The organism is Legionella sp. PATHC039 (genome assembly GCF_026191275.1).
In the GTDB taxonomy this organism is placed as follows: Bacteria; Pseudomonadota; Gammaproteobacteria; order Legionellales; family Legionellaceae; genus Legionella; species Legionella pneumophila.
The window spans coordinates 1175328-1198237 of record NZ_JAPHOP010000001.1; the positions used below are offsets into that span (position 1 = coordinate 1175328).

Below are 22910 nucleotides of genomic sequence, written 5' to 3' on the forward strand. Positions count from 1 at the left end.
AAAAAATGCCCAAATAAAGGGCCGAATAATCAAGGGAATGCATAATGTTGAAGAATATCACACGAGCTTTGTCTTTGTCATTGTTAATAAGCCATAACATCTGCGCCAATGAAGCATCTTCTATCGAGACAATATCTCAACCAACGACCATTCAATTTTTAGAAAAATTTGGTGCAGGATTTGCCAATCTGGAACATAAAAATCTGGGGGATAGAGTTCAACTTTATTTACCAGGCCATAACAGCAAGACTGGTATTGTAAAACTGAGATTACCCAATGGGAGTAAACTAAGTTATGGCGAGATCGTGATGTACGGTGGTGATATGTTTGGAAATCCAGCAAAACCCATATCCAATTGCTCTGAGAAAAACAGGTTAGCTTGTTTCCAGGCGCAGTTTGACGCTCTGGGGACTTTAGGTAACAACCAAGACAAACGTTGCTCCAACCCTCTTAATCAGATAATCCATCTTGATCGGTTTTTTACCAATTTGGCTGAAGAGATCGAAAAATCAAAACAAAACGGAACAAATGATTGGGATTATTATAAGCAGCACGACTCAGCTATTAGCAAGGAATTAAACAAACTGACTTGTGGTGGAAGTATAATCAGTGGTTTTATACCCTTTGGCAATTATATTAAATTAGCTGAAGTCAACTATGATCACTTTGTTCCTGATTCACTTGTAGCCTATAAAACAGGCCATAGATTTGCTTTGGAAACAGCATTAAAAGCTTATGAGAAAAAGCAGCAGGGACTTATAGATGAAGCTCACAAGCTCTTTGAATTAGCCTATGCTCAAAACGCCTTTGCAAATCATTACTTAACTGATTCTTTTTCTGCAGGGCACATGCGTACTCCAAGAAGAGCCATAGGACATGATATATTACTGCCTTCTGTTTTAAATCTTCTTATCGCCAATTTGATGCATAATGAAGACAATCAACATGGGTTAAATGTAGTGAATCATGAAGGAATAAGTTGGCTTGCCTATGGCGATGGCTATTTATACAAACCTGAAGCCGAATTACAAAGAGTGGCCATCTTAGACGCCATGCAACGTTCTGCAGACAGTATCCATAGTACTTTTATGAATGGAGTTATCCCTGAACACTACCCAGAGATGGATGTGTTTCCCGACTACTCAAAAATTGAACAGATAAATGATACAGCTCCATTATTTAAAGTTGAAAACGGCGTTTTGCTTAAACGAGTTAATAATAAGGATCACTATGATCACCATTGGACAAAATACTGGAGCGGGCTTGTGACTTTAATAGAGTTTCAGGTTAATAAAATTTAAATGTTCTAACTTCCATAAAACAGGCATTATGAAGAAAAATATTATTATGTTCATTGTATCATGCGCCATGTTTATGGAAGCTATTGATACAACTATTATCAACACCGCAATCCCGGTGATAGCACATAGTTTAGAGGTCAATCCAATTGATCTTAAACTCGCGCTCATTAGCTATCTTTTAAGCTTGGCAATCTTTATTCCTATAAGTGGATGGATTGCTGATAAATATGGTGTAAAAAAAGTATTTATAGCAGCTATTGGTGTCTTTACTCTAAGTTCCTTATGGTGCGGATTCACTCAAAGCCTTTGGGAATTAGTATTAGCCAGAATTATACAGGGTGTGGGCGGCTCCCTAACCGTGCCTGTTGGACGTTTAATTATTCTGAGAACTTGTGAGCGTCATGAATTAATAACAAAAATGAGTATTGTCGTCATGATTGCCTCGATAGGTATGCTACTTGGTCCCTTACTAGGCGGTATTATTACTGACTATTTCTCATGGCGGTGGATATTTTGGGTTAATATCCCTGTTGGCATAATCGCCATGCTTTTATCTCACAAACTGCTTCCAACTATCTTGCCCAGATCGGTTCCGCCTTTGGATAAATCAGGATTTATAATGTTCGGAGCAGGCCTTGCATTCTTGACTTTAGGTTTGTCTTTGTTTAGTGAGACGAAAGCGGATATCGTCTACTCCGCTTCAATTACTCTTTTATCCGCCTTGCTGTTAATTGGATATAGCAAACACTCTCGTAGCAAAAGCAATCCTATTATAAAAGTTACTTTGTTAAATATAAGAACATTTCGTATTGCCGTGTTTGGAAATTTATTAACTCGTTTAAGTTTTGGTGGAATTCCCTTTTTATTACCTTTGCTCTTCCAAATTATTTTAGAATATTCTCCCCAGTTATCAGGAATGTTGCTTACACCAGTGGCACTAGGCGTATTCCTGGTTAAGCCGTTATCTTTCTCCATCTTACGAAGATTGGGTTATAAAAAATTACTCCTTTTAAATACTGTTTTAGTCTGTTTTTCTCTTTGGTCCTTTGCCACAATAAATCAAAGCACTTCTGTCATCTACATTGGTTTTTTAACATTTCTTTATGGATTTTTCATTGCTCTGCAATACACAGGGATGAATTCCCTCGCGTATGCGAATATTGACGATAATGATATGAGTTATGCGACAAGTATTATGAGCACAGTTCAACAGTTATCCCAAAGTTTTGGAGTAACAATTTCTGCCTTATTGGTCAGTTTATTCACTTTTCAGGTTTCGCAGCATTTTGTTTTAACAGTCAAGATTTTTCATCTAACCTTTTTTGCTTTAGGGATACTTACGATTCTTTCAGGATTGATATTTACCAGCTTAAAAAAAGAGGATGGAAAAGAACTGATTGAGTCACCCACCTAGGTCCATCTCAGTTGTATCTTGTAAGCCAGACACCTTGATGACCAGGACAATTCATGTCGATACAGTATCTGGTCATTCAAGAAAAAATTAATGCTTAAGGAAATTAATTAAATTCAATGATGATCTAACCATTCACCAACACAGACAACAAATCAGGCGCGTCACTTTCAAGTGACTCCTTTAATCTAGAAAGGTTTCTTTTACATCTGGTAAAACTCACATCTTTTGCAAACATAGTCTGTGTCGTTGGTAAAACATTCTCTAAACCAAAGATTATTTCAATAAAGTTATTGATATGAGCCTTGATCTGATTCCAAATTCCTGGGGCTGACTCCAAAGAAGGTTTATAGGTGTATATAATATCAGTACACTTATCAGCGAGTAGGTATTGGTTTATTGGTGCATGAGGAAATCTCAACCTGGAATCTTCTTCCAGGATGACTCCTAGATCATGAAGAAAACCTTTAGCTGCTTCAATAACCGGTTTTTCAAGTCTTGATCGATTGGCATTTAAAATTTGTTCAACACGTAAGTGTAACTGACTTACTGCTTTATGCACTTCACTTTCATCACGCAATTCATCGGTTACTTCGACAAACAGCCTTTCTCCCTCATCTACTATTCTTCTAAACCATCTAGGCATATTAATGCTCCACTATTAAATAGATTGTCCAATTATACATCATAAAATCATTCATTATCAATCATCTCTGCATCAACATTTAGAGCAAGAGTCCATCTATACTTGTTATTCTTTAATAAACCAGTGTTATTTGGAGCTTAAATATTGAGAAATAATTTCTGCGACAGAGGCTGGATCATCCATGTGCACATGATGTCCTCCTTGTACCCTATGAATGGTCAAATTTTTTATTGATTGGGAACGTCCTTTAAAAACAGATTCGGGATAAGATACACCTTCGTTAGCGAGAATTAGGCAAACTGGCACGTCTATAGCACGAAACATGGCTCGAATTTCATCTTCATGGGGAATAGTCGAGCTAATACAACGTAATCGGGGATCAAATGTCCAGACCCAACCTTCTTTCTCTTGTTTTGTGCCTCTTTGAACTAAAGCTTGAGCTGCTTGATAGCTTATATTACCAATATTCATACGGTCTTTTATCGCAGCATCCCGACTTGCAAATACAGTTCTTGGTTGTTTCCCAGATATTAAATAGCTCTCGATATTTAAGGGTAAATAAACCATACTGTTCTCAATAATATGGACCGTTGGCCCTAAAATATCTAAAAATACCAGTTTATTGACTTGTTTAGGCTGAGCAATGGCTAGAACAGTTGCCAAAAAAGAACCTAATGAATGAGCAATAATATCAAAACTCTTCCATCCCAATGCCTTAATAACATGGCACATGAGAAAAGCATCATTTTTCCAATGAGGAACAACACCCTCAGGATAGTGACTTGACAGTCCAGTTCCAGGATAATCTACTGCAACCAGTTGCCTGTCTGATAATAAAGGTGCTAGCAAATCAAAACTGGCCGCGTTATCCATTTTACCATGCAAACACAATACTGGATTAGGGTTTTCTGAATTCCAAATTTTAAGAGCAATAGTAAAACCCGGGATTTTAACTTGTCTTTCTTGGTAAGATGTCAAGATAGATACCTTCTTAAAACTCTCCAGCTGGGGCAAATATTTAAGAGATTTATATACTAATGAATAGTAGGAGCAAGAGTCAATGAAGAGAATAATATTTTCAATTTCTTGATGACTTTGATGAATGGCAGATCCGAAATTACCATGCTAATATAATTTAAGTGTAATAAGGAAAAAATAAGATTCACAATGCTGTATCCGAGAGAGACAAGGAGAGTATTTTGAGTTTATTATTAAAAAGCCCGGCATTTGAACATAACGATTTTATTCCTGATGAATTTACTTGCCATGGATTGGATCGCCCTCCACCGCTTGAGTGGGAAAACGCCCCGCCAAATACCCAATCCTATGCATTAATTATGGATGATCCGGATGCGTTAGGAGGATTATGGGTTCACTGGGTTTTATTCAACATACCGGTAAGTTATAACGAACTGGATGCAGCTATAGATGTACCCGACTCAGCGATAAGCGTTAAGAATAGTTGGGGCAAAACAGGTTACGGCGGACCATGCCCACCAAGCGGAATACATCGATATTATTTTAGGTTATATGCTTTGGATACTTTTTTATCTCTGGATGAAAAAGCAACAAAGAAAGACGTTGAATATGCTATGCAAGGCCATATTCTTGAGACAAGTGAGCTCATTTGTAAATATACTAAAATCTAATCCCTCTTGAGATTAGAAGAAGAACAATGATTACTAATATACTGCATAAGCCTATTTTTTTGGGAACAAAAAATATACCTGCCAAGAGTATTTTTTATTTTTTGTTATGATAATCATTGCTTAGTGTCTTAAACAGAACCCTACCTTCTACTCACTTGTTTCCATTTTTCTGCATACATTTCATTCATAGTTCTTATTTTAGAAAAGTCCCATAACCTGTTTAAAGGATCAGACTGATCAACAAACAAGCTTAGAGGTTCACCTTGATTATATATAGGATTTTTAACGGCTGAGCTAGAGGCCGCTGGATAATAAAAGAAGACCAGAGAATTTCTTACATCTTTTTTCTTTGCCTCAACTACCTGATGCCAAGGACTAACAATTTTTCCACCAGTCCAAGCTGATAAAAAATCTCCAAAATTAACTATAAGGCAATCATCCGTTTCAGGGATTATGTTTTGAAAGTTACCCTCATTATCTCTATATTGGTATCCATCTGCATCTGCATATACCAAAGTAATCAGGTTCCAATCTGTGTGAAGCGAATTTGCTCCTGTATTAGGAGGGTCAAATTCTGTCTTTTTGTAATACCTGAAGCTTCGTAATAACGATTGAAAATCTGAAGATTCATCAATCGGTAAAACAGTTTTTCCATTGAAGAGGATGATTTCAATTAACCTGGATAATTTTTTTGCTGTATTGGCAAAATCTTTTATCAATCCATTAATATCATCTGGGTTGATATAACCATGATTAGGATAGATATTGGGAGCAACTAATGATAAATTTGAGGCATCTGAATCCGGGATTTCATTATCAGGCCACCCAAACGAATAAGATTCTTTTTTTTCAAATACATCAACAAGACCACTTTCTACACCCAAGGGAAAATAGCCTCTGGTTGCACCACCACCTGAAATTTGTCCGGAAATATCTATTTTGGTTTTAAAATCCAAATTGTAAAATGTATCCAGATTAGATAAAACCCTCTCTAATCTTCTGAAATTCACCGGCGAATTTTTTAGAATAAAAGTACCAGTCTGGAAAGCCTTTTCAAGATTTTCCAAGCACTTAACCGGATCATTTAAGTCAACAGTGATTACAGGCTTATTATTTTTCATCTTTCTCGTTATTTCCTATAAAGAACTATAAGTTTATGTTTAATTTTTAAACTATGAGTAGCTATTAATGCACAATACTGTATTAAGGAGCAAAGACAGATTTTTCTTCAAATGTTTGCTTGTCATCTTGATTTGAGAAAAATTGAAAACCCGTCCTCAATTTTGATTTAGGCTCTGTAATTAATTTGTATTGTTGCAGAACCTTGTTATCAGGTATTGCAGCAAACACCGCTTGCTCAAGTCTATGGAGCTGTAAAATATTACATTCCCCTTGTTTCTTAATGCTTAGGTATTGTTCAAATACCTTATCAATTATTTCCTCCGTAGACTGAGCATTAAGTATTTTATTAATTAGATAATTCCTATAATTATCATTAGTTATATGCCTAATATTATAGAGAATTTGAATTTGATATATATCCACACCATATCGTCCCATTCCTTCAGCCCATTCTTGCTCAATCGCTGCCTGAAGCAAAGTATGCAAAAGGATTTCTGCGTCACTGGCATATCGTCCTTGTAATACCCATGCTGAGCCCAGCAAAACTCGACCCAGCATCACTTCAAATTCAATTGGAACTTCCCCTAATTGTTTTTTTATTTTTTCAAGAATACTTTGTACACTGTAATGTGGCTCACCGACAACCTTATAACCTAATTGGTGTATATCATGATTTGTAATAGCAGCCACCATCCCACTATACCCAAACTGGAATTCCTTTGGTGTCTTAGCCTCTCTAATAATGCTTGACACAGCATCACCGTTATAAGCTTCAATATTGCGTGGCTTTCCTTGATACACTAATCTATCCGCTTTCGTTTTGGAAACTATTCTTGTGAGACGTTCATTTTGAACTTCTGAGATATTTTTTGTGCTGCCAGATGTTTGTTTACCATCACCATAGCTATCTTCATGCGATAACATTAAAGTTTTAAATTCAACTTTCAGGTTTGAATCAGTCTCCTTTATCGCTTTAACAATGCGCTCTATAAAATCAGGCTTATTACGTAAACCAAATCCTGAACCGATGTTTTCCACTGATGCAGCAGGGCAACACATATTAATACCAATACGAATTTTATGATGAAACTCTTTGGGCACCATTCTTTTTAGCATGAGAATAGCAAGCTTTGTTGTTTCTTCTAATTTATTGCCATTTTCACCATAAAAAAAGTTGAAATCTTCTTGCTTGGAAAATTCATTAGGGATAGCCAACTGAAAAACAAACTCTTTAGCTTTCTCTAATTCCTGACGACTAAATTGCAAACGATAAAAGCTTTTTGTTGCGTCTGAATGATGAAGTGTTTGTTCCAAAGATGCTAACGGAGTGCTCATGAACCGGCTATTGAAAATTTCTGCGATTACAATCATTTCACTATAAACTGTGCTTTTGAAAAACCCATTCAACCAATATTGACGGGCGCCAGGCCCGCTTCCTCTTACCATCGGCGCTGTTGAAACATGAGACATTAACTCCGATTGTTGATTGGATAAAAGATTTAAATCAATTAATTCAGGTTTGTATTCTCTTGAGGATTTTCCGAAAATCGAAACATCGTCAAGCAACTCCCAAGATTGAAGTTCTGCCGTTTTAAAATTTGCATGAAAAACATCAACAACTTGAGTGTGTTGTTGATGTCCCTTAATTAGAATATGAAGCTGCTGTTTTTCGTAAATAGCTGGCACCACAGAAAAACAATCTCCTCTCAATGGGGAACTTGTTTTTATCACAGCTAATATTGGCTGCCTGTTTAAACCAGCTTCAAAACCATCTGGCTTTTTAAAAAAAGATTCATCTAATGTTAAATAAATATTTTTTTTATCCGTTGACAGCTTCTGTGGATCATTTCTATTCAATTCAACACTAAAGACAGGTTCTTCTTTAAAGTAAGAGGTAGGATCATAGTTGAATATTTCGGGATAGTTTTTTGTTAACAACCCCAATATTTTATTGGTCGAACGTCCATTAAAAAAATTTGCCTCAGCATGCCTCTGCCAGGGAGTAAAGGCTCTAAGTGGTTGCTGCATAGCAGTGTCAGGCAATAAATCGTCATAAATAGCATTCCATCTAAGTGTTAATTGAGAGGTAACATGGCCTGAACCATCTATATACAGAAGATATTTGCGAAACTTCGTATCAAAACAAATGGAAAGTCCGTCTTCATTTGAGTCATCCTTCAACAATACAAGCCATGATGATTTTCTTTCATCTCTCCCTTTAACAGGCTCAGTTCGATAAACAATGCTGCCCGGATCAAGTTCCCCCTCGTCATTAATTGGAAAATTGGGCGCTCCGAGTTTGACATAAATAGAATGGAAAGTTTCATATGTTTCTCTTTGAACACGACTTAAACCCAGGTTAGATTGTACAGCACGGCGTATTTTTTCCATCATATTATTAAATTTATGCAATTTCTCAGACTTTCCCTCTTCTCCTTTAGATATATTACAAATAAGTGCTTGCAAGGATTTGGCGCAAAATTCAATTTTTTGCTCTCTTTGTATCGCATCAGAAGGTGGAATAACTCTGTTAAGGTGAAAATTTTCATTCTCTAGATGACCTGTCAAATACTCAGTGGCCCGGTCATAAAAAGCATGCGATACGCCTTTGACTTTCCTGATTTCATCTGCCGAAAGATTTCTAAAAATAGCATTTGCAATATTTGACTTATCTAATATCATTTTTTCTTTCATTTACAACATTCTCTTTTTTAATGCATTATCGTAATTTCATTTCACCCTTGATTTTTCTTGCATATTTTGTTCAATTTGAAACTAATACTCTAAAATTTTATAAATTATGCTCATAGCAAAGAAAAAAATCAGGCCTTGTTGTATTCGGATATCCCTCAAACCGCATTTATAGACAAATGTGATTAAGCTATTTTTATTTAGGGGGTATTTCCTACTTGTTCGTCATGCTTTACGTTGAGACTAGAAGCGATTGTGCTATCCAATCAGGAAAAAGAATTTGGAGTTCGGCCTTATTATGCATTTAAATACTCTCTTGTTTAAAAACATAAAGAATACTTAAAGCAACATTCAGAGAATATCCGTAAAATCACGGATAAAATGGTTATTTATCTTGTAATGATTCCGTTCAATTGAATAATCAACTCAGCTTTATTATCACATTCCAATTTTGTTTTTAATTGATTAACATGGGTTTCAACGGTTCTTGCTGATAATTGGAGTATTTTCCCAATTTCTTTATAACTCATTCCTTGCAACAAGAGTTTTGCACAATCCTTTTGCCGAGGAGAAAGAAGGGATTTTTTTAGCTCTTTATTGATTTTATTTCGGTGACAACAACTGGCATTATAGGGGAGTATTATTTTATTTTTTTCGAATTGACTTATTATTGAATTAAATTGATCTTTAAAGTAAAGACTATATTGTTCTAGAACATCCAGATTATTGAGATAAAAGTTATTAACAATACTTGTATTATCACGTGTACTTGCAAAACAAAAATATTCTATAGAATCATGATTTATTTTAGCAATAGATATACCATTGGCCATGTCGAAATTTATTGCGGCATCTTGGAGCATCAAAGGACAGTCATCCGTTAGCCATAAATAATAATTCAGTGGTTTTTTTAAATAGGATTCTGGAATAGTCAGCGTCTCCAGATAGTTCATTTTAAAATAATGCTCAGTCCATTTTTGGTCTGTAGAGAGTCTAATGACAGTACTATCAAAGTAAATTCGATAATAATTAAAGACTGTCATACCATGTTTTATGAGCAAAGGTTGCATGATATTTTTTATATCTTCACAGGTAGTCAAGGCAAAGTGATTTTCCATATGCCTTAAAACATTTGATGAATTAGGCATTAGTTCTCTCTTCAAACTCATGGGCAAATAATCTTGCGTAGATTTTCAGATCTGGATTCAGCATTTTTTGGAAAGCCATGTAAATTGCTCCAGTGCTTCTTCAGATGTTAAATTTTCGTTCCCTAAAACTTCTTCAACTTTGAATATGTTTATACATGTGAGGATAGGATTAATCAAAAATAACTGTCCAGAAAGTCATCATTCTTTTCAAGACAGCTGACATAGTGAATACAATGAAATCCAACGTCTGATTTTAAACCATTTAAGACAATTCGTTGGGTAATGAATCAAGAAATTCAGTCACTTCTTTGGGGGTAAGTTCATAAAACTGCCCTCTGGATAAAAATCTGGGCATTGTAAGCATGCCATAACGGATTCTTATTAATCGACTAACCTCAACACCTTGAGACTCCCACAACCGACGTACCTCTCTATTTCTTCCTTCATTAAGGGTCACATGGTACCAGGAATTTGTTCCTTCTCCTCCACGAAATTGAATTTTGGTAAATTTTCCCAAACCATCATCCAACATAACCCCTTTCAATAAGTTATTTAAAGATTCCTGGCTGACTTGACCATGAACTCGTACGGCATACTCTCTTTCCAAACCATATTTGGGATGCATGAGTTGGTTAGCCAATTCGCCATTATTAGTAAAAATGAGCAAACCGGAAGTATTTAAATCCAGGCGCCCCACTTGCACCCAACGCCCCTGTCTAAGATGCGGTAAATTATCAAATACTGTTTTTTCAAATTTTGGATCATGTCGACTGGATACTTCACCGACCGGTTTATGGTAAAGAAGAACCCGGATGTTTTGTTTGCCTTTTAAAGGGTTGGGAATCAACTTTCCTTTGACGCTAATTTTATCACTAGGGCCAGCGGAATCTCCCAGTTTAGCTGGTTTGCCATTAACCTGCACCCAACCATTATCAATCCACCGCTCCATTTCACGACGAGATCCAAGTCCGGCTTGACTTAATATTTTCTGTAATCTTTCACTGCTCATTTTGCGTACACTCTTTTATAGGTTGGGTTGCCTCGTGCAGGGTTAATGTATCCATTATTTCAGGTAAGGGAGGAAGTTCACTTAAGTAATTTAAGTTAAAGTAATTTAAAAATTCTTTTGTCGTTGTATAAACAGCCGGCTTCCCTACTACATCTTTATAGCCTGCTATACGAATCCATTCCCTCTCCATTAACGTTTTTATAATCTGGCTGTTAACGGCAACTCCTCTAATGTCTTCAATATCAGCTCGCGTAACAGGTTGCTTGTAAGCAATTATTGCCAAAGTTTCAAGCAGTGCGCGCGAATACTTTGCTGGCTTCTCGATTTGGAGACGAGCAACCCAAGTGGCATATTTGGATTTTGTTTGTACCTTAAAACCACTTGCAACCTCGATAAGCTCAAAAGCACGGGAAGAATAATCTACCTTTAAGCTCTCTATTATAGCCTGCAAATCTTCTAATGTTGGTTTTTGCCACTCATCAAAGGTTTCTTGTATTTTTTCTAAAGTAACGGGCTCATTATTGGATAATACCAAAGCTTCAACAATATTTTTTAATTCATTGTCAATCATTTCATGCAGCCTGCAAATGTATAGGTGAAAATGGCTGAGTTTGCGTAATAATCAATAAAGACTGCTTAGCCAATTCAAGAATAGCTAAAAAACTCACAACCAATCCCATCCTTCCCTCTTCAAGAGTATATAATTGGCTAAATTCCAAAATTTTTTGATGCTGCAATTGAAAGAGAATACGACTCATTCGTTCACGAACAGACATTAACTCCCTGGAAACTTGATGTTTTGAATAATGCTCTTCACGTTTCATCAAAACTTTCATAGCCTCGACTAATTCAGATAACTCAACTTCAGGATAAACTTTAAGTGTTTCAACCTCCTCTGGATTAACCTGAATTGTAAAATTATCTCTGTCTTGTCTTGGCAATCCATCCAATAATTCAGCTGCTTGTTTTATTTGCTCATAAGCTTGCAACTGTCTTACCAGAGTCATGCGTGGATCTTCTTCTTCCTCCTCTGAATCTGGTGTGACTGGCAATAATAAACGTGACTTGATTTCAGCTAACATGGCAGCCATTAATAAATACTCGGCAGCCAGCTCCATTCTTCGATTTTCCATGAGCTGGATATATTGTAAATACTGGTTGGTTATACTTGTCATGGGAATATCAAGAATATCAATATTTTGCTTGCGGATTAAATACAGCAATAAATCTAATGGCCCGGTAAAAGAATCCAGTAATACCTCCAATGCATCAGGAGGAATATATAAATCCTCTGGAAACTGAGTAATTTCTTTACCATCCACCACCGCTTTGACTAAAGGCGCAGGCTGCAAATCGATATTCATTAATAATCAAGCCCCATGACTTCTCTGACCGTATTTAAAGTCTTGTTTCCTTCTTCTCTGGCCGCTTCGCTTCCTTCTGCTACAATACGTTTTACCGAACCTAAATCAGCTTCATAATCTGAAATTGCTTCCTGTATTGGTTTAAGTTCTTGATGGATAGCACCAATCACTGGCCTCTTACAGTCAATACAACCAATTCCTGCTGTTCGGCAACCTTTTTGCACCCAATCTTTTACTTCCTCATTAGAATACACTTTATGGAATTGCCAAACAGGACATTTTTCAGGCTCTCCTGGATCTGTACGTTTAATACGCGCCGGATCCGTGGGCATAGTCAGAATTTTCTTTTCAACTAAAGCTGGCTCATCTCTTAGCATGATCGTATTATGGTAAGATTTGGACATTTTCTGCCCATCAAGACCAGGCATTTTTGCGGTTTCCGTAAGCAAAGGCTGTGGTTCGTTTAATATAATTTTGCCACTTCCTTCCAAATATCCCAACAACCGCTCTTTATCTCCAATCGACAAATTAGGCTGATCTTCTAAAAGCGCTTGTGCTGTCTTAATCGATTCGTGGATGCCATGCTCCTGAAATTGCCTGCGTAACTCGGTATAAATTTTCCCATTCTTTTTACCCATCTTTTTGATTGCTGCAGCAGCCAGCTCCTCAAAATTAGCCTCTCTACCATAAAGATAGTTAAATCTTCGGGCTATTTCTCGTGTTAACTCAATATGAGCCACTTGGTCTTCACCCACTGGAACATAATCCGCGTGGTATAAAAGTACATCAGCACTTTGTAGTAAAGGATATCCCAAAAAACCATAGGTTGATAAATCTTTTTCTTTTAATTTCTCCTGCTGATCTTTATAAGTAGGAACTCGCTCCAACCAACCTAAAGGAGTGATCATGGACAAAAGTAAATGTAATTCAGCATGCTCTGGGACCCAGGATTGAATAAATATCTTACATAAGCCTGGATTAACTCCACAAGCTAGCCAATCAATAATCATATCCCAAAGGTGTTTTTCAATAAAATTGGGGTCTTCATATTGTGTTGTTAAGCCATGCCAATCTGCTGCAAAAAAGAAACAATCGTATTGATGTTGTAATTTTATCCAATTTTTTAAAACACCGTGATAATGACCTAAATGCAATCTTCCACTGACCCGCATTCCAGAAACGACTCGCTTATTGGAAGTAAACAGTGCTGACATCAATTTCCTCTTCTTGTTATAAATTAATCAATTATTTCAAATACAAAAATTTCTTTATTCCCTGAATTCTAACCTGATGCTTGCTTCAATCATCCTTTATCCAAATTTTATGGAGATCAGAGACATGAGATTAATAATCAAAAGCTAACTGGACAAAATAAAATTCAATGGTGTCAGCTCTAGTCTGGTAGGAGCACATAAAATTCTCTTTCACTAAATACTAACAAAACCGCGACTGTATTCCATTACTTAAAGGGTTCAGGATCTCCTTTTCCCTCTCTTATAATTATCGGATAATCTCCAGTTAAATCCACTACTGTAGTGGGTTCATGGCCACAATTTCCACCATCAATTATTAAATCAATTTGGTTGCCTAATAAATCTTTTATTGCTTCGGGCTCGCTTAATGGGGCTTTAGCCCCTGGTAAAATTAAAGTGGTGCTCATTAAAGGGGCTTCCAGACACTCCAATAAAGACAAAGTAATCGTGTTATCAGGTACTCTTAACCCCAATGTTCTTCGTTTTGGGTGGAGCATCAAACGAGGCACTTCATGTGTAGCATTAAGAATAAAGGTATAAGAGCCTGGAGTAAAAGCCTTCAATAATCTAAAAATTGGATTAGAAACCTTTGCATAAGTACCTAACTGGGATAAGTCACGACAAACCAGGGTCATATTATGATGCTTATCCAATTGACGTAAGCGGCGAATACGCTCCAGGGCTGATTTATTACCCAAACTACAGCCCAAAGCATAGCCAGAATCTGTCGGGTAAATGATAAGCCCCCCTTCTTCAATAATTGAAACTGCTTTTCTCAACAAGCGTGCTTGAGGATTATCTGGATGTAAAGCAAAAAACTGACTCATAAAGTCCCCTGTTTCATGTTCCATTCTTGCCAAATAGGCGTGCATATTATTGGTAATTGTCGCTGACGCCCCAGATTTATACGAGATTGAGCATCACTATGGTAATCTGAACCTGATGAGGCGAGCAAATGAAATTGCTCACACATCCCGGCCATTTCTTGAATTTGTACAGTTGTCATTTCTCCAGAAACGACTTCCATGCCAACACCTCCAGCCTCTTTAAACTCCGTGATTAACTCACGCAATTTTGAACGCGTCAATCCATATTTAAGTGGATGAGCAATTACAGCCTGTCCACCAGAATGAGATATACCTTTGACCGCATCGTGCATGCTAATCCATAAGGTAGGTATATAGGCGCACTTGCCTCTCCCAAGGTAATTTTTAAAAGCCGACTTCATATCTTTTGCCTTCCCTTCATTAATCAGTACTTGGGCAAAATGGGGTCGACCCACCCGTTTGTGGCCTCCCAAAAGACAGGCTTTTTCATAAGCATTGTCAATACCAACCGAATGCAAGGATTCTCCAATTTTCTCAGCACGCTCTATTCGACTTTTATTTTGATAAGCAATTAACTCTTGTAATTCTGTTGTGTGGTTAATTTGGTAACCAAGTATATGGATGTCATACTTCTTCCAACGAGTACTGAGTTCTATCCCTTTAACTATTTCAATATTTGTATGGGTTGCAGCACCATATAAAGCGTCATATCCTGCAACAGTATCATGATCAGTAAGAGATAGGCATTGAACTTGTAAAGTACTCGCTCTTTTTATTAGTTCTTCTGGAGTCAGTGCACCGTCTGAAAAAGAACTATGACAATGAAGATCGATCATAAATTGCAGCTAATTTAAAAAAATCGAAGTATAGCATAATTAACGTGAGTTCGACATAAAAGGCTTTTATAACTTTTATGTCGCTAAACGCACGTTATCCCGTAAAAAAGCAAAGCTTTTTATACGGGATCCATTCTAAACACCCAATTCTATATAAGTAAAACCAGGTAAAAATATGATGTTGTAAAGACTAAACTATCCTTTTCTTTGAACAACTTGCACAACATAGTACTTTTGCACTATTCTTTAAGTATGGTCATTAATCTTTAATAAAAACTTTGAGTAGTACATTAAACAGTGAAATAATCAAATTACCACCTCTTAATACCAGGGAACTCGCAAACCTGTGTGGGGTTTTGCACAGTAACTTAAAAATTTTAGAACAGCACTTTAAGGTTTCAATAAAGATCAAAAATCATAGCATGATAATATGTGGCCAATCAGGTGACCATTTTGAAGAGATAAAAAAAGTATTAAAATTATTGTATCCTTTAACTAGCGAACCTATAGATACCAAAACTCTACGAGTCTTAATCAATGAGGATTATCAAACAGCAATGACTCACCATATCAGATTATCACGAAAATCAATTTCTGCACGTAACAGCAAACAAGCCGCATATCTGGATTCAATTAATACTCATGATATTACATTTGCCGTAGGGCCGGCTGGGACTGGTAAAACCTACCTGGCTGTTTCCAAAGCAATAGAATGTTTTGAAAAAGGCGAAGTACAAAGACTTATTTTTGTGAGGCCTGCTGTAGAAGCGGGTGAAAAACTCGGTTTTCTTCCCGGCGATCTGGTAGAAAAAGTCTTACCTTATTTAAGGCCTATCTATGACGCACTGTATGAAATGATAGGTTTTAAAGAAACTCAAAAGCTGATTCAAACAGATATCATTGAAATTCTCCCATTAGCTTTCATGAGAGGCAGAACTTTAAATGAATCTTTTATTATTCTCGATGAGGCTCAAAACACCACCATCATGCAAATGAAAATGTTTTTGACACGCATGGGCTTTGGCTCTAAAACAGTCATCACAGGTGATATCACTCAAGTCGACTTGCCTAAAGGTATTGACTCGGGCCTTGCGCATGCCATTCAGTTATTCAGACATTTTCCTGATATCAGCATTCATACATTTACCAGTCGTGAAGTCGTCAGACATCCTTTGGTTTCAAAAATCGTAGATTGCTATGATAATGAGATGGAAAGGATTAAAAAATGACCTATCACATTGACATACAAAATGCTACAGGGAAGTTATTGCCCTTAAGTGAAGATGAAATCACCAAGCTGGCATCACTAGCTCTAAGAGATCATAAACAGGATGCTGAGCTAACAGTTCGTCTGGTTGATGTTGAAGAAATGACTTATCTTAACCATACCTATAGAAAGAAGAACAAACCAACCAATGTTCTTGCATTTCCTTGCTCACTACCAGCGAACATTGAACTGGAATGTCCTCTTTTGGGTGACGTTGTTATTTGCCCTGAAGTGTTGCTTGCAGAAAGTGATCAATTCAATAAATCGCTACATGCTCATTGGTCTTTAATCCTGATTCATGGAGTGTTACATTTATTAGGTTATGATCATATAAAAGATGAAGAAGCCTCTATTATGCAAATGCTCGAAGCTAAGTTACTAGCTGAATTAGGTTATGCTAATCCATATGAAGTCGAGGAAAATAAACTTGAATAAATTGGAAGATGGTGGGTCGTGGTTTTCTCGTTTAAAACAGTTCTTACAAGGAGAGCCACAAAATCAGGAAGAATTGGTCAGTTTATTAAGAGACGCTCAAATACGCTCCCTGATTAATTCAGAGACCCTCGCAATGATTGAGGGAGCTATCCTTTTCTCAAAAATGCGTGTTAGAGACATAATGCTGCCTAAAAATCAAATGGTTTGCATTAATAAGGATGATGATTTTAAGCATATTATATCTATTGTAACTCAAACGGGACATTCACGTTTTCCTGTAACGAGTGAAAACTCTGATGAAGTGGTTGGCATTTTGCACGCAAAAGACTTGTTAAAATATCAACCAGAAAATATGGAATCATTTGATTTATTGGACATCTGTCGCCAGGTAACTTTTGTACCTGAAAGTAGACGTCTTGATAGTCTGCTTAGTGAATTTCGAAGTAATAGAAATCATATGGCTATTGTTGTTGATGAATATGGAGAGGTGTCAGGTTTCGTTACCATTGAAGATATCATTGAACAAATAATCGGTGATATAGAAGATGAATTTGATATCGATGAAGATGCCTATATCAAAGCACATGAAGGACACTGCTATATCATCAAAGCCCATACTCCAATAGAAGAATTTAATGAACAGCTCAACGCTAATTTTAGTGACGAAACCTATGATACAATTGGTGGCATAGTACTAAATAAATTCGGCTATTTACCTCAACGAGGCGAAGTAATAATCATAGATGATTTTGAATTTAAAGTTCTTAATGCCGATTCGAGAAGAATAAAGTTATTAGAATGTCTCGATAAAAGAAGTCCCGAGAAACTAAATTCTACAGTTGAAGGATAAGTAATTCATGAGCAGCTCTATTCTCATTATTGATGATGACACAGAACTCACAGATTTATTAACCCAATATTTAGAGCCAGAAGGCTTTAATGTAGTATGCGTTCATGATGGAGAAAATGGTGTTAAAAAAGCTTTAAATCAGGTATTTGATGCCATTATACTCGACGTCATGCTGCCGAAGCTTAATGGTTTTGAAGTATTAAAAGCAATAAGAGAGCATTTGGAAACACCTGTATTGATGTTAACTGCTCGCGGTGATGATATCGATCGCATTGTTGGGTTAGAAATTGGTGCAGATGATTACTTACCTAAACCCTGTAATCCACGAGAGTTAGTGGCACGTCTGCGTGCTATTTTAAGACGCACTCAAAAAATCCCAACTCCTAAACCAATTATTGAACAACATAATATCATTGTGGATTGCTCCAAACGCCACGTGACTATGGCAGGAAAATTCCTTGAATTAACTAACGCGGAATTTAATATTTTGGAGATGTTAATCAAATCACCAGGACAAGCATTTTCCAAAGAGGAACTCACCGAATATGCTCTGGGAAGAAAATACACTGCTTATGACCGCAGTATCGATGTTCACATCAGCAATTTGCGAAATAAATTAGGCGATAATCCCCAGGGGGAACCTTTAGTCAAAACTGTCCGCGGGTTTGGGTACATGTTTAATGCGTAGCCTGTACTGGAAAATATTTGTTTCTTTTTGGCTGGCCACCATTTTAATTATTTTTACTACGGCATGGGTTACTAGCCAAATCGCACAAAAATCATCACAACCAGCTCGAGAAGAAATGTTCATGGACAGCTATGCCAATGCAGCTGTTGCAACCTATGAGTCAGGCCAACAATCAGCACTTTTGAAATGGCTTGATAAAATAGGCCTTTCTCGTCATATGACACTGTATTTACTAACTAGCACTGGCGAAATCATTGGCGCACAGAAGCCACCTGACGCTGTAAAAAAAATTTCAGAAAATTTAATAAATGATGAACTCCCAAGTGATGGCATATTTAAAACAGGGAAATTAGTCGTTAGCCATGAGATCCTATCAACGTCTGGAAAATATTACCGGCTAGCAGCTGTCAGTGAAAAACCAATCTCTTATTTTGTGCAAATTCCATGGGCTGGACTGACAATACGCTTAACTCTGGCCATATTCATCAGCGGGCTTATTTGCTATTTACTCTCACGTTATTTAACTCAACCTTTACGCTCATTAGGCATGGCAGCAAAATCTATCGCTAAAGGAAATTTAAATACCCGGGTTGGTCGCTTCAGAGGTCATAGTAAAGATGAGATTGCGGAATTAAGTAATGAATTCGATCGAATGGCCGAGCAATTAGAAGCGCTTGTTCATTCCAAAGAACGATTAATACAGGATATTTCCCACGAATTACGCTCTCCATTGGCTCGACTTAAAATCGCCATAGAATTAGGGAAAAAGAAAACCAAGCATTTGGCTGATAATGAATTTGCCCGCATGGAAATTGAAACATCCAGACTTAATGATTTGATAGGTGAAATTCTCGATTTTGCTCGTTTAGAAAAATCGACAACAGAACTTCATTTATCCAAAACAAATATCGCGGATTTACTTGCACAGGTTATAAGTGATGCCAATTATGAGTTCAGTCACAATTCTATAAGAATACAAGCTGGAATAATCACAACTTGTGAATTAAATATTGACCAACGCCTAATACACAGAGCTATAGAAAATATTGTTCGTAACGCATCACACTATTCTCCTCCAGATGAAAAGGTCCTTATTTCATCAAGCTATAATGAAAATAAAGATCAAGTTTATATTGATATTAATGATAAAGGACCTGGGGTTCCCGAAGATCAACTGGAAAAAATATTTAATCCTTTCTATCGCGTGGATACCTCCAGAACAAAAAAAACCGGTGGCTATGGGCTTGGACTCGCAATTGCAGCCAGGGCTGTAGCATTACACCAAGGAGAAATTATTGCTAAAAATAGAGAGCAAGGTGGTTTGCTTGTTCGTATCATTTTACCTGCTGATGTTAAATAGGATTTCTATATTGACTAAAATTGATTTTTGACTTGCATTTTTATTATTTAATTCCGCATACATACAAATAATTATACATTTTGTTCATAATCCCAATTTACTGGATAAAACCTATAGATTTAAGTAAAATGAATCTAAAAAATAAATGGAATGCTATTTTGTGAGCAATGATACAAAATTAAATAACGCAAGTAATTATTTCTTTATATCTGGATTTGTAATTTCAAAAATTAAATACCTTCCCATTGCCGTGGTTTCTTCCACTCTGAATCTGATTTCACTTTTGTTTTACCTGGTTGGCTATAGCTTGTGGTTTATTGCAAGTCATTTTTATCCAGGCCAAGATAAAAAGATGCAAGAGTGGTATGAGTTTGCTCAATTTAAAGAACAATATCTTTACGCCGCAGCTCTAGGGCTCGTCGCAACATCTATCAGTATGATGGCAATCTTTTCCCCAATAATGCTTGTTCTTTCAGCATGGCTGTTCTTTGGCAGTAATATTGTTTGGACAATTGGTGAGTACAACAAATTAAATAATCCACTCAGCCATGAAGAAAATTTTTCCAAAGACCGTCAAAATGCCTATGTGTCTTATGCTTTATCCATAAGTTTAATAGGATTCATTACAGCAGTCTCAACTACTATCGCTTTCTTTATTCCAGTAATGACTATACCCTTACTTATAGTTACAAGTATTGTATGTATTGGGGTAGGAGCATTAGCGTTTGAATATTGGATCGAATCGAAATTTGGTGACCCTCAGCCTGATATCACTATCGATGAAAGCTACAAACAAATGAGCAATGATTTGGGGAAAAAAATTACTTTGAAGCCTAATCCTACCCCAGAACCTTATCATGGAACCAGGCCACTTCACTTTACGCCACATGATGTAAAAATGAAAGAACCGTCTCCAGATCTTCAAATGGATTTATCCTATCGTACTTGTAAACCACAGTATTAATTTAGTATATTCTGCACGCCAATGATGAGGGTGTGACAATGGATAAATTAACTTCGAACATGATTAGCGAAGCGCATAAGGCACTAGTCAACGCTTATGCCCCCTATTCCAAATTTTCAGTAGCTGCTTGTATATGCACTGATAAAAATAATTTTTATACAGGAGTGAATGTAGAAAATATTTCTTATGGGCTAACAACCTGTGCTGAAGTTTCAGCGATTTGTAATATGGTTACCGCAGGTGAGCGAAAAATTAAAAGCATTGTGGTATTAGCTGCAAACAATTTGCTATGCTCTCCTTGTGGCGCATGCCGACAAAGAATTCATGAGTTTTCATCCTCTGATACCATGGTACATCTCTGTAATAAAGAAACAATATTTCATAGTATTACAATTAATGAATTACTACCCTTGGCTTTTGATTTTAACCCTTAATCGGACGATTTTATGATGACTTCAGTATCCACTATCAGTTACCCACATTTAGCAGCAGAATATATTCAAAAAACATGTCCATCATTTAAACCAAAAGTGGGTGTAGTATTAGGCTCAGGGTTAGGACAATTTGCCGAAGAGTTAGAAGATACAGTTGCTATTGAATACGAAAAACTCCCAGGATTTCCCAGAACTACAGTACAGGGGCATGGAGGAAAATTAATTTTAGGATATTATGGATCTACTGCGGTTATTTGCTTACAAGGCAGAGCCCATAATTACGAAAGCATGGAAAATCATGAAGCAGTAAAAACCTATGTAAGAACTTTAAAGCTATTAGGTTGCCAGTATTTTATAGCAACAAATGCTTCTGGTTCACTTAAAGAAGAAGTTGGACCGGGTGAATTAATGCTAATTACCGATCACATCAATTTTCAACCCGGAAATCCTCTGGTTGGTCCAAATGATGATGAGTTTGGACCCAGGTTTTATCCTTTAGATAATGCTTATGACATTACCATGCGTAATGCATTATTGGATATTGCTCAAAGACATTCGATTAAACTACACCAAGGAGTTTATATCTCTGTCTTGGGACCAAACTATGAAACAGCTGCTGAAATTCGTGCCTTTAAATTGCTGGGAGCTGATGCAGTGGGTATGTCAACTGTACCTGAAGTTTTAGTCGCCAATCATTGTGGCTTGCGTGTCGCTGTCATTGCAACCATAACAAATTATGCAACTGGACTTGCAAAAACCAGTCATAGCCATGAATCCGTTGTCAAAATGGCTTCCAGTGCCGCTGAAAAACTTAATACTTTGATTAAACAGTATATTTTGGAATTATCGTGAGTTTGGATAAGCATTTTAATGATGTCTTGGACAAGCTCCTGTCAAACCAGGATATTATATCTATTTCGAATGCTCAATTGATGCATTGCATTGATTTGACTCTGCTAGAGGCGGATGCTTCTCTTGAAGCATTGCATCAATTACAGAGCCGAGCCTGTCAAAATGATGTTGCAGCTATTTGCGTACTACCCAAACATCTTCATGTTTTTAAGCCTAACTCCAAAATTAAATTAGCAACTGTTATCAATTTTCCTCTTGGGAATGATGATTTGCTGGTTTCCTTGGCAGAGATAGATAATGCCATTCAACTGGGTGCTGATGAAATAGATTATGTACTACCCTATCAGTATTACTTAAGAGGAAATAAGCAAAAAGCGCTAAATCATTGTGATGTCGTTATTCAAACCTGCAAAAAATATCAACTTACCTTGAAAATAATTTTAGAAACTGGCCTTTTTCCAGATATGGAAAGCATTTATCAGCTTAGCTCAGAAATCATTGCTCTTGGTGGGCGGTTTCTCAAAACTTCGACTGGAAAAACCCCCCAGGGTGCGACTCTGGCAGCAGTATTTGCTATAGTCAGTGCTGTTATGGATTCAACTTATGCATCCTCTTGTGGAATTAAGGTTTCAGGAGGGATTAAAACGCCTCTCCAGGCTCAACAATATGCTCAACTGGCTGAATTACTTATGGGCAAAGCGATTCATAAGGATTGGTTTCGTATTGGAGCCAGTACTCTGCTTGAGAAATTATTGTCATGAACGCACAATCTATGTGTTAATATGTCAGCATGCAAACAGGGA

Annotated in this window: 23 protein-coding genes; 12 read left to right on the forward strand and 11 right to left on the reverse strand. The window is 36.8% G+C overall.

The window, feature by feature from the left end:
- Positions 1 to 44 precede the first annotated feature (44 nt).
- Positions 45 to 1301: a hypothetical protein gene (locus OQI99_RS05295; RefSeq protein WP_061514037.1), complete on the forward strand. Its 1257-nt coding sequence runs from the start codon at positions 45 to 47 to the stop codon at positions 1299 to 1301.
- 28 nt (positions 1302 to 1329) lie between these two features.
- Positions 1330 to 2715, forward strand: a complete 1386-nt coding sequence (locus tag OQI99_RS05300; protein ID WP_061514038.1) for an MFS transporter — start codon at positions 1330 to 1332, stop codon at positions 2713 to 2715.
- A 124-nt stretch (positions 2716 to 2839) separates the two neighbouring features.
- Here OQI99_RS05300 and OQI99_RS05305 read toward each other — a convergent pair whose 3' ends face one another.
- Positions 2840 to 3358, reverse strand: coding sequence for a lpg1453 family Dot/Icm T4SS effector (locus OQI99_RS05305; RefSeq protein WP_061514039.1), 519 nt, complete (start codon positions 3356 to 3358; stop codon positions 2840 to 2842).
- 126 nt (positions 3359 to 3484) lie between these two features.
- A complete protein-coding gene (locus tag OQI99_RS05310; RefSeq protein ID WP_061514040.1) occupies positions 3485 to 4336 on the reverse strand; it encodes an alpha/beta fold hydrolase in 852 nt (283 codons plus the stop codon).
- Positions 4337 to 4557: 221 nt separating this feature from the next.
- Here OQI99_RS05310 and OQI99_RS05315 point away from each other — a divergent pair, with 221 nt between their 5' ends.
- Positions 4558 to 5007 (forward strand): YbhB/YbcL family Raf kinase inhibitor-like protein, encoded by a 450-nt coding sequence (locus OQI99_RS05315; RefSeq protein ID WP_061514041.1) that lies wholly within the window; start codon positions 4558 to 4560, stop codon positions 5005 to 5007.
- A 140-nt stretch (positions 5008 to 5147) separates the two neighbouring features.
- On the opposite strand, the gene OQI99_RS05320 is transcribed toward OQI99_RS05315, so the two are convergent.
- The 9 genes from OQI99_RS05320 to OQI99_RS05360 form a co-directional block, all read right to left on the reverse strand.
- Positions 5148 to 6128 (reverse strand): 2OG-Fe(II) oxygenase family protein, encoded by a 981-nt coding sequence (locus OQI99_RS05320; protein ID WP_061514042.1) that lies wholly within the window; start codon positions 6126 to 6128, stop codon positions 5148 to 5150.
- A gap of 82 nt (positions 6129 to 6210) precedes the next feature.
- Positions 6211 to 8823 (reverse strand): lpg1449 family Dot/Icm T4SS effector, encoded by a 2613-nt coding sequence (locus OQI99_RS05325; RefSeq protein WP_061514043.1) that lies wholly within the window; start codon positions 8821 to 8823, stop codon positions 6211 to 6213.
- Positions 8824 to 9209: 386 nt separating this feature from the next.
- Positions 9210 to 9968 carry a LuxR family transcriptional regulator gene (locus tag OQI99_RS05330; RefSeq protein WP_061514044.1) on the reverse strand — a complete coding sequence of 253 codons (759 nt, stop codon included), beginning with the start codon at positions 9966 to 9968 and terminating at the stop codon, positions 9210 to 9212.
- A 262-nt stretch (positions 9969 to 10230) separates the two neighbouring features.
- The gene (rluB, locus tag OQI99_RS05335; RefSeq protein ID WP_011213732.1) at positions 10231 to 10977 is read right to left on the reverse strand and encodes a 23S rRNA pseudouridine(2605) synthase RluB; all 747 of its coding nucleotides are present in this window, start codon (positions 10975 to 10977) and stop codon (positions 10231 to 10233) included.
- A complete protein-coding gene (scpB, locus tag OQI99_RS05340; RefSeq protein ID WP_061514045.1) occupies positions 10967 to 11548 on the reverse strand; it encodes an SMC-Scp complex subunit ScpB in 582 nt (193 codons plus the stop codon). The genes rluB and scpB overlap by 11 nt, the downstream gene beginning before the upstream one ends.
- Position 11549: 1 nt before the next feature.
- On the reverse strand, positions 11550 to 12341 hold the full coding sequence (locus OQI99_RS05345) for a segregation and condensation protein A (RefSeq protein WP_061514046.1): 792 nt from the start codon (positions 12339 to 12341) through the stop codon (positions 11550 to 11552).
- Positions 12341 to 13555, reverse strand: a complete 1215-nt coding sequence (locus OQI99_RS05350) for a tryptophan--tRNA ligase (RefSeq protein ID WP_061514047.1) — start codon at positions 13553 to 13555, stop codon at positions 12341 to 12343. The genes OQI99_RS05345 and OQI99_RS05350 overlap by 1 nt, the downstream gene beginning before the upstream one ends.
- A gap of 245 nt (positions 13556 to 13800) precedes the next feature.
- Positions 13801 to 14421, reverse strand: coding sequence for an L-threonylcarbamoyladenylate synthase (locus OQI99_RS05355; RefSeq protein ID WP_061514048.1), 621 nt, complete (start codon positions 14419 to 14421; stop codon positions 13801 to 13803).
- Positions 14418 to 15257 (reverse strand): PHP domain-containing protein, encoded by an 840-nt coding sequence (locus OQI99_RS05360; RefSeq protein WP_061514049.1) that lies wholly within the window; start codon positions 15255 to 15257, stop codon positions 14418 to 14420. The genes OQI99_RS05355 and OQI99_RS05360 overlap by 4 nt, the downstream gene beginning before the upstream one ends.
- Before the next feature lie 278 nt (positions 15258 to 15535).
- Here OQI99_RS05360 and OQI99_RS05365 point away from each other — a divergent pair, with 278 nt between their 5' ends.
- From OQI99_RS05365 to deoC, 9 genes are all read left to right on the forward strand, one after another.
- The gene (locus OQI99_RS05365) at positions 15536 to 16486 is read left to right on the forward strand and encodes a PhoH family protein (protein ID WP_032829454.1); all 951 of its coding nucleotides are present in this window, start codon (positions 15536 to 15538) and stop codon (positions 16484 to 16486) included.
- Entirely contained in the window at positions 16483 to 16959 is a 477-nt protein-coding gene (ybeY, locus tag OQI99_RS05370; RefSeq protein ID WP_061514050.1) for an rRNA maturation RNase YbeY, read from the forward strand. Before OQI99_RS05365 ends, ybeY begins: the two co-directional genes overlap by 4 nt.
- A complete protein-coding gene (locus OQI99_RS05375) occupies positions 16919 to 17809 on the forward strand; it encodes an HlyC/CorC family transporter (protein WP_061514051.1) in 891 nt (296 codons plus the stop codon). Before ybeY ends, OQI99_RS05375 begins: the two co-directional genes overlap by 41 nt.
- Before the next feature lie 7 nt (positions 17810 to 17816).
- Positions 17817 to 18497, forward strand: a complete 681-nt coding sequence (gene cpxR / locus OQI99_RS05380) for a two-component system response regulator CpxR (RefSeq protein WP_061514052.1) — start codon at positions 17817 to 17819, stop codon at positions 18495 to 18497.
- Positions 18490 to 19857, forward strand: a complete 1368-nt coding sequence (gene cpxA, locus OQI99_RS05385; protein WP_061514053.1) for a two-component system sensor histidine kinase CpxA — start codon at positions 18490 to 18492, stop codon at positions 19855 to 19857. The genes cpxR and cpxA overlap by 8 nt, the downstream gene beginning before the upstream one ends.
- A gap of 160 nt (positions 19858 to 20017) precedes the next feature.
- Positions 20018 to 20821, forward strand: coding sequence for a hypothetical protein (locus OQI99_RS05390; RefSeq protein WP_061514092.1), 804 nt, complete (start codon positions 20018 to 20020; stop codon positions 20819 to 20821).
- A 38-nt stretch (positions 20822 to 20859) separates the two neighbouring features.
- Positions 20860 to 21255: a cytidine deaminase gene (cdd, locus tag OQI99_RS05395; RefSeq protein ID WP_061514054.1), complete on the forward strand. Its 396-nt coding sequence runs from the start codon at positions 20860 to 20862 to the stop codon at positions 21253 to 21255.
- Between the two features lie 12 nt (positions 21256 to 21267).
- Entirely contained in the window at positions 21268 to 22107 is an 840-nt protein-coding gene (locus OQI99_RS05400) for a purine-nucleoside phosphorylase (RefSeq protein WP_061514055.1), read from the forward strand.
- Positions 22104 to 22868, forward strand: a complete 765-nt coding sequence (gene deoC / locus OQI99_RS05405; protein WP_061514056.1) for a deoxyribose-phosphate aldolase — start codon at positions 22104 to 22106, stop codon at positions 22866 to 22868. Before OQI99_RS05400 ends, deoC begins: the two co-directional genes overlap by 4 nt.
- Positions 22869 to 22910 lie beyond the last annotated feature (42 nt).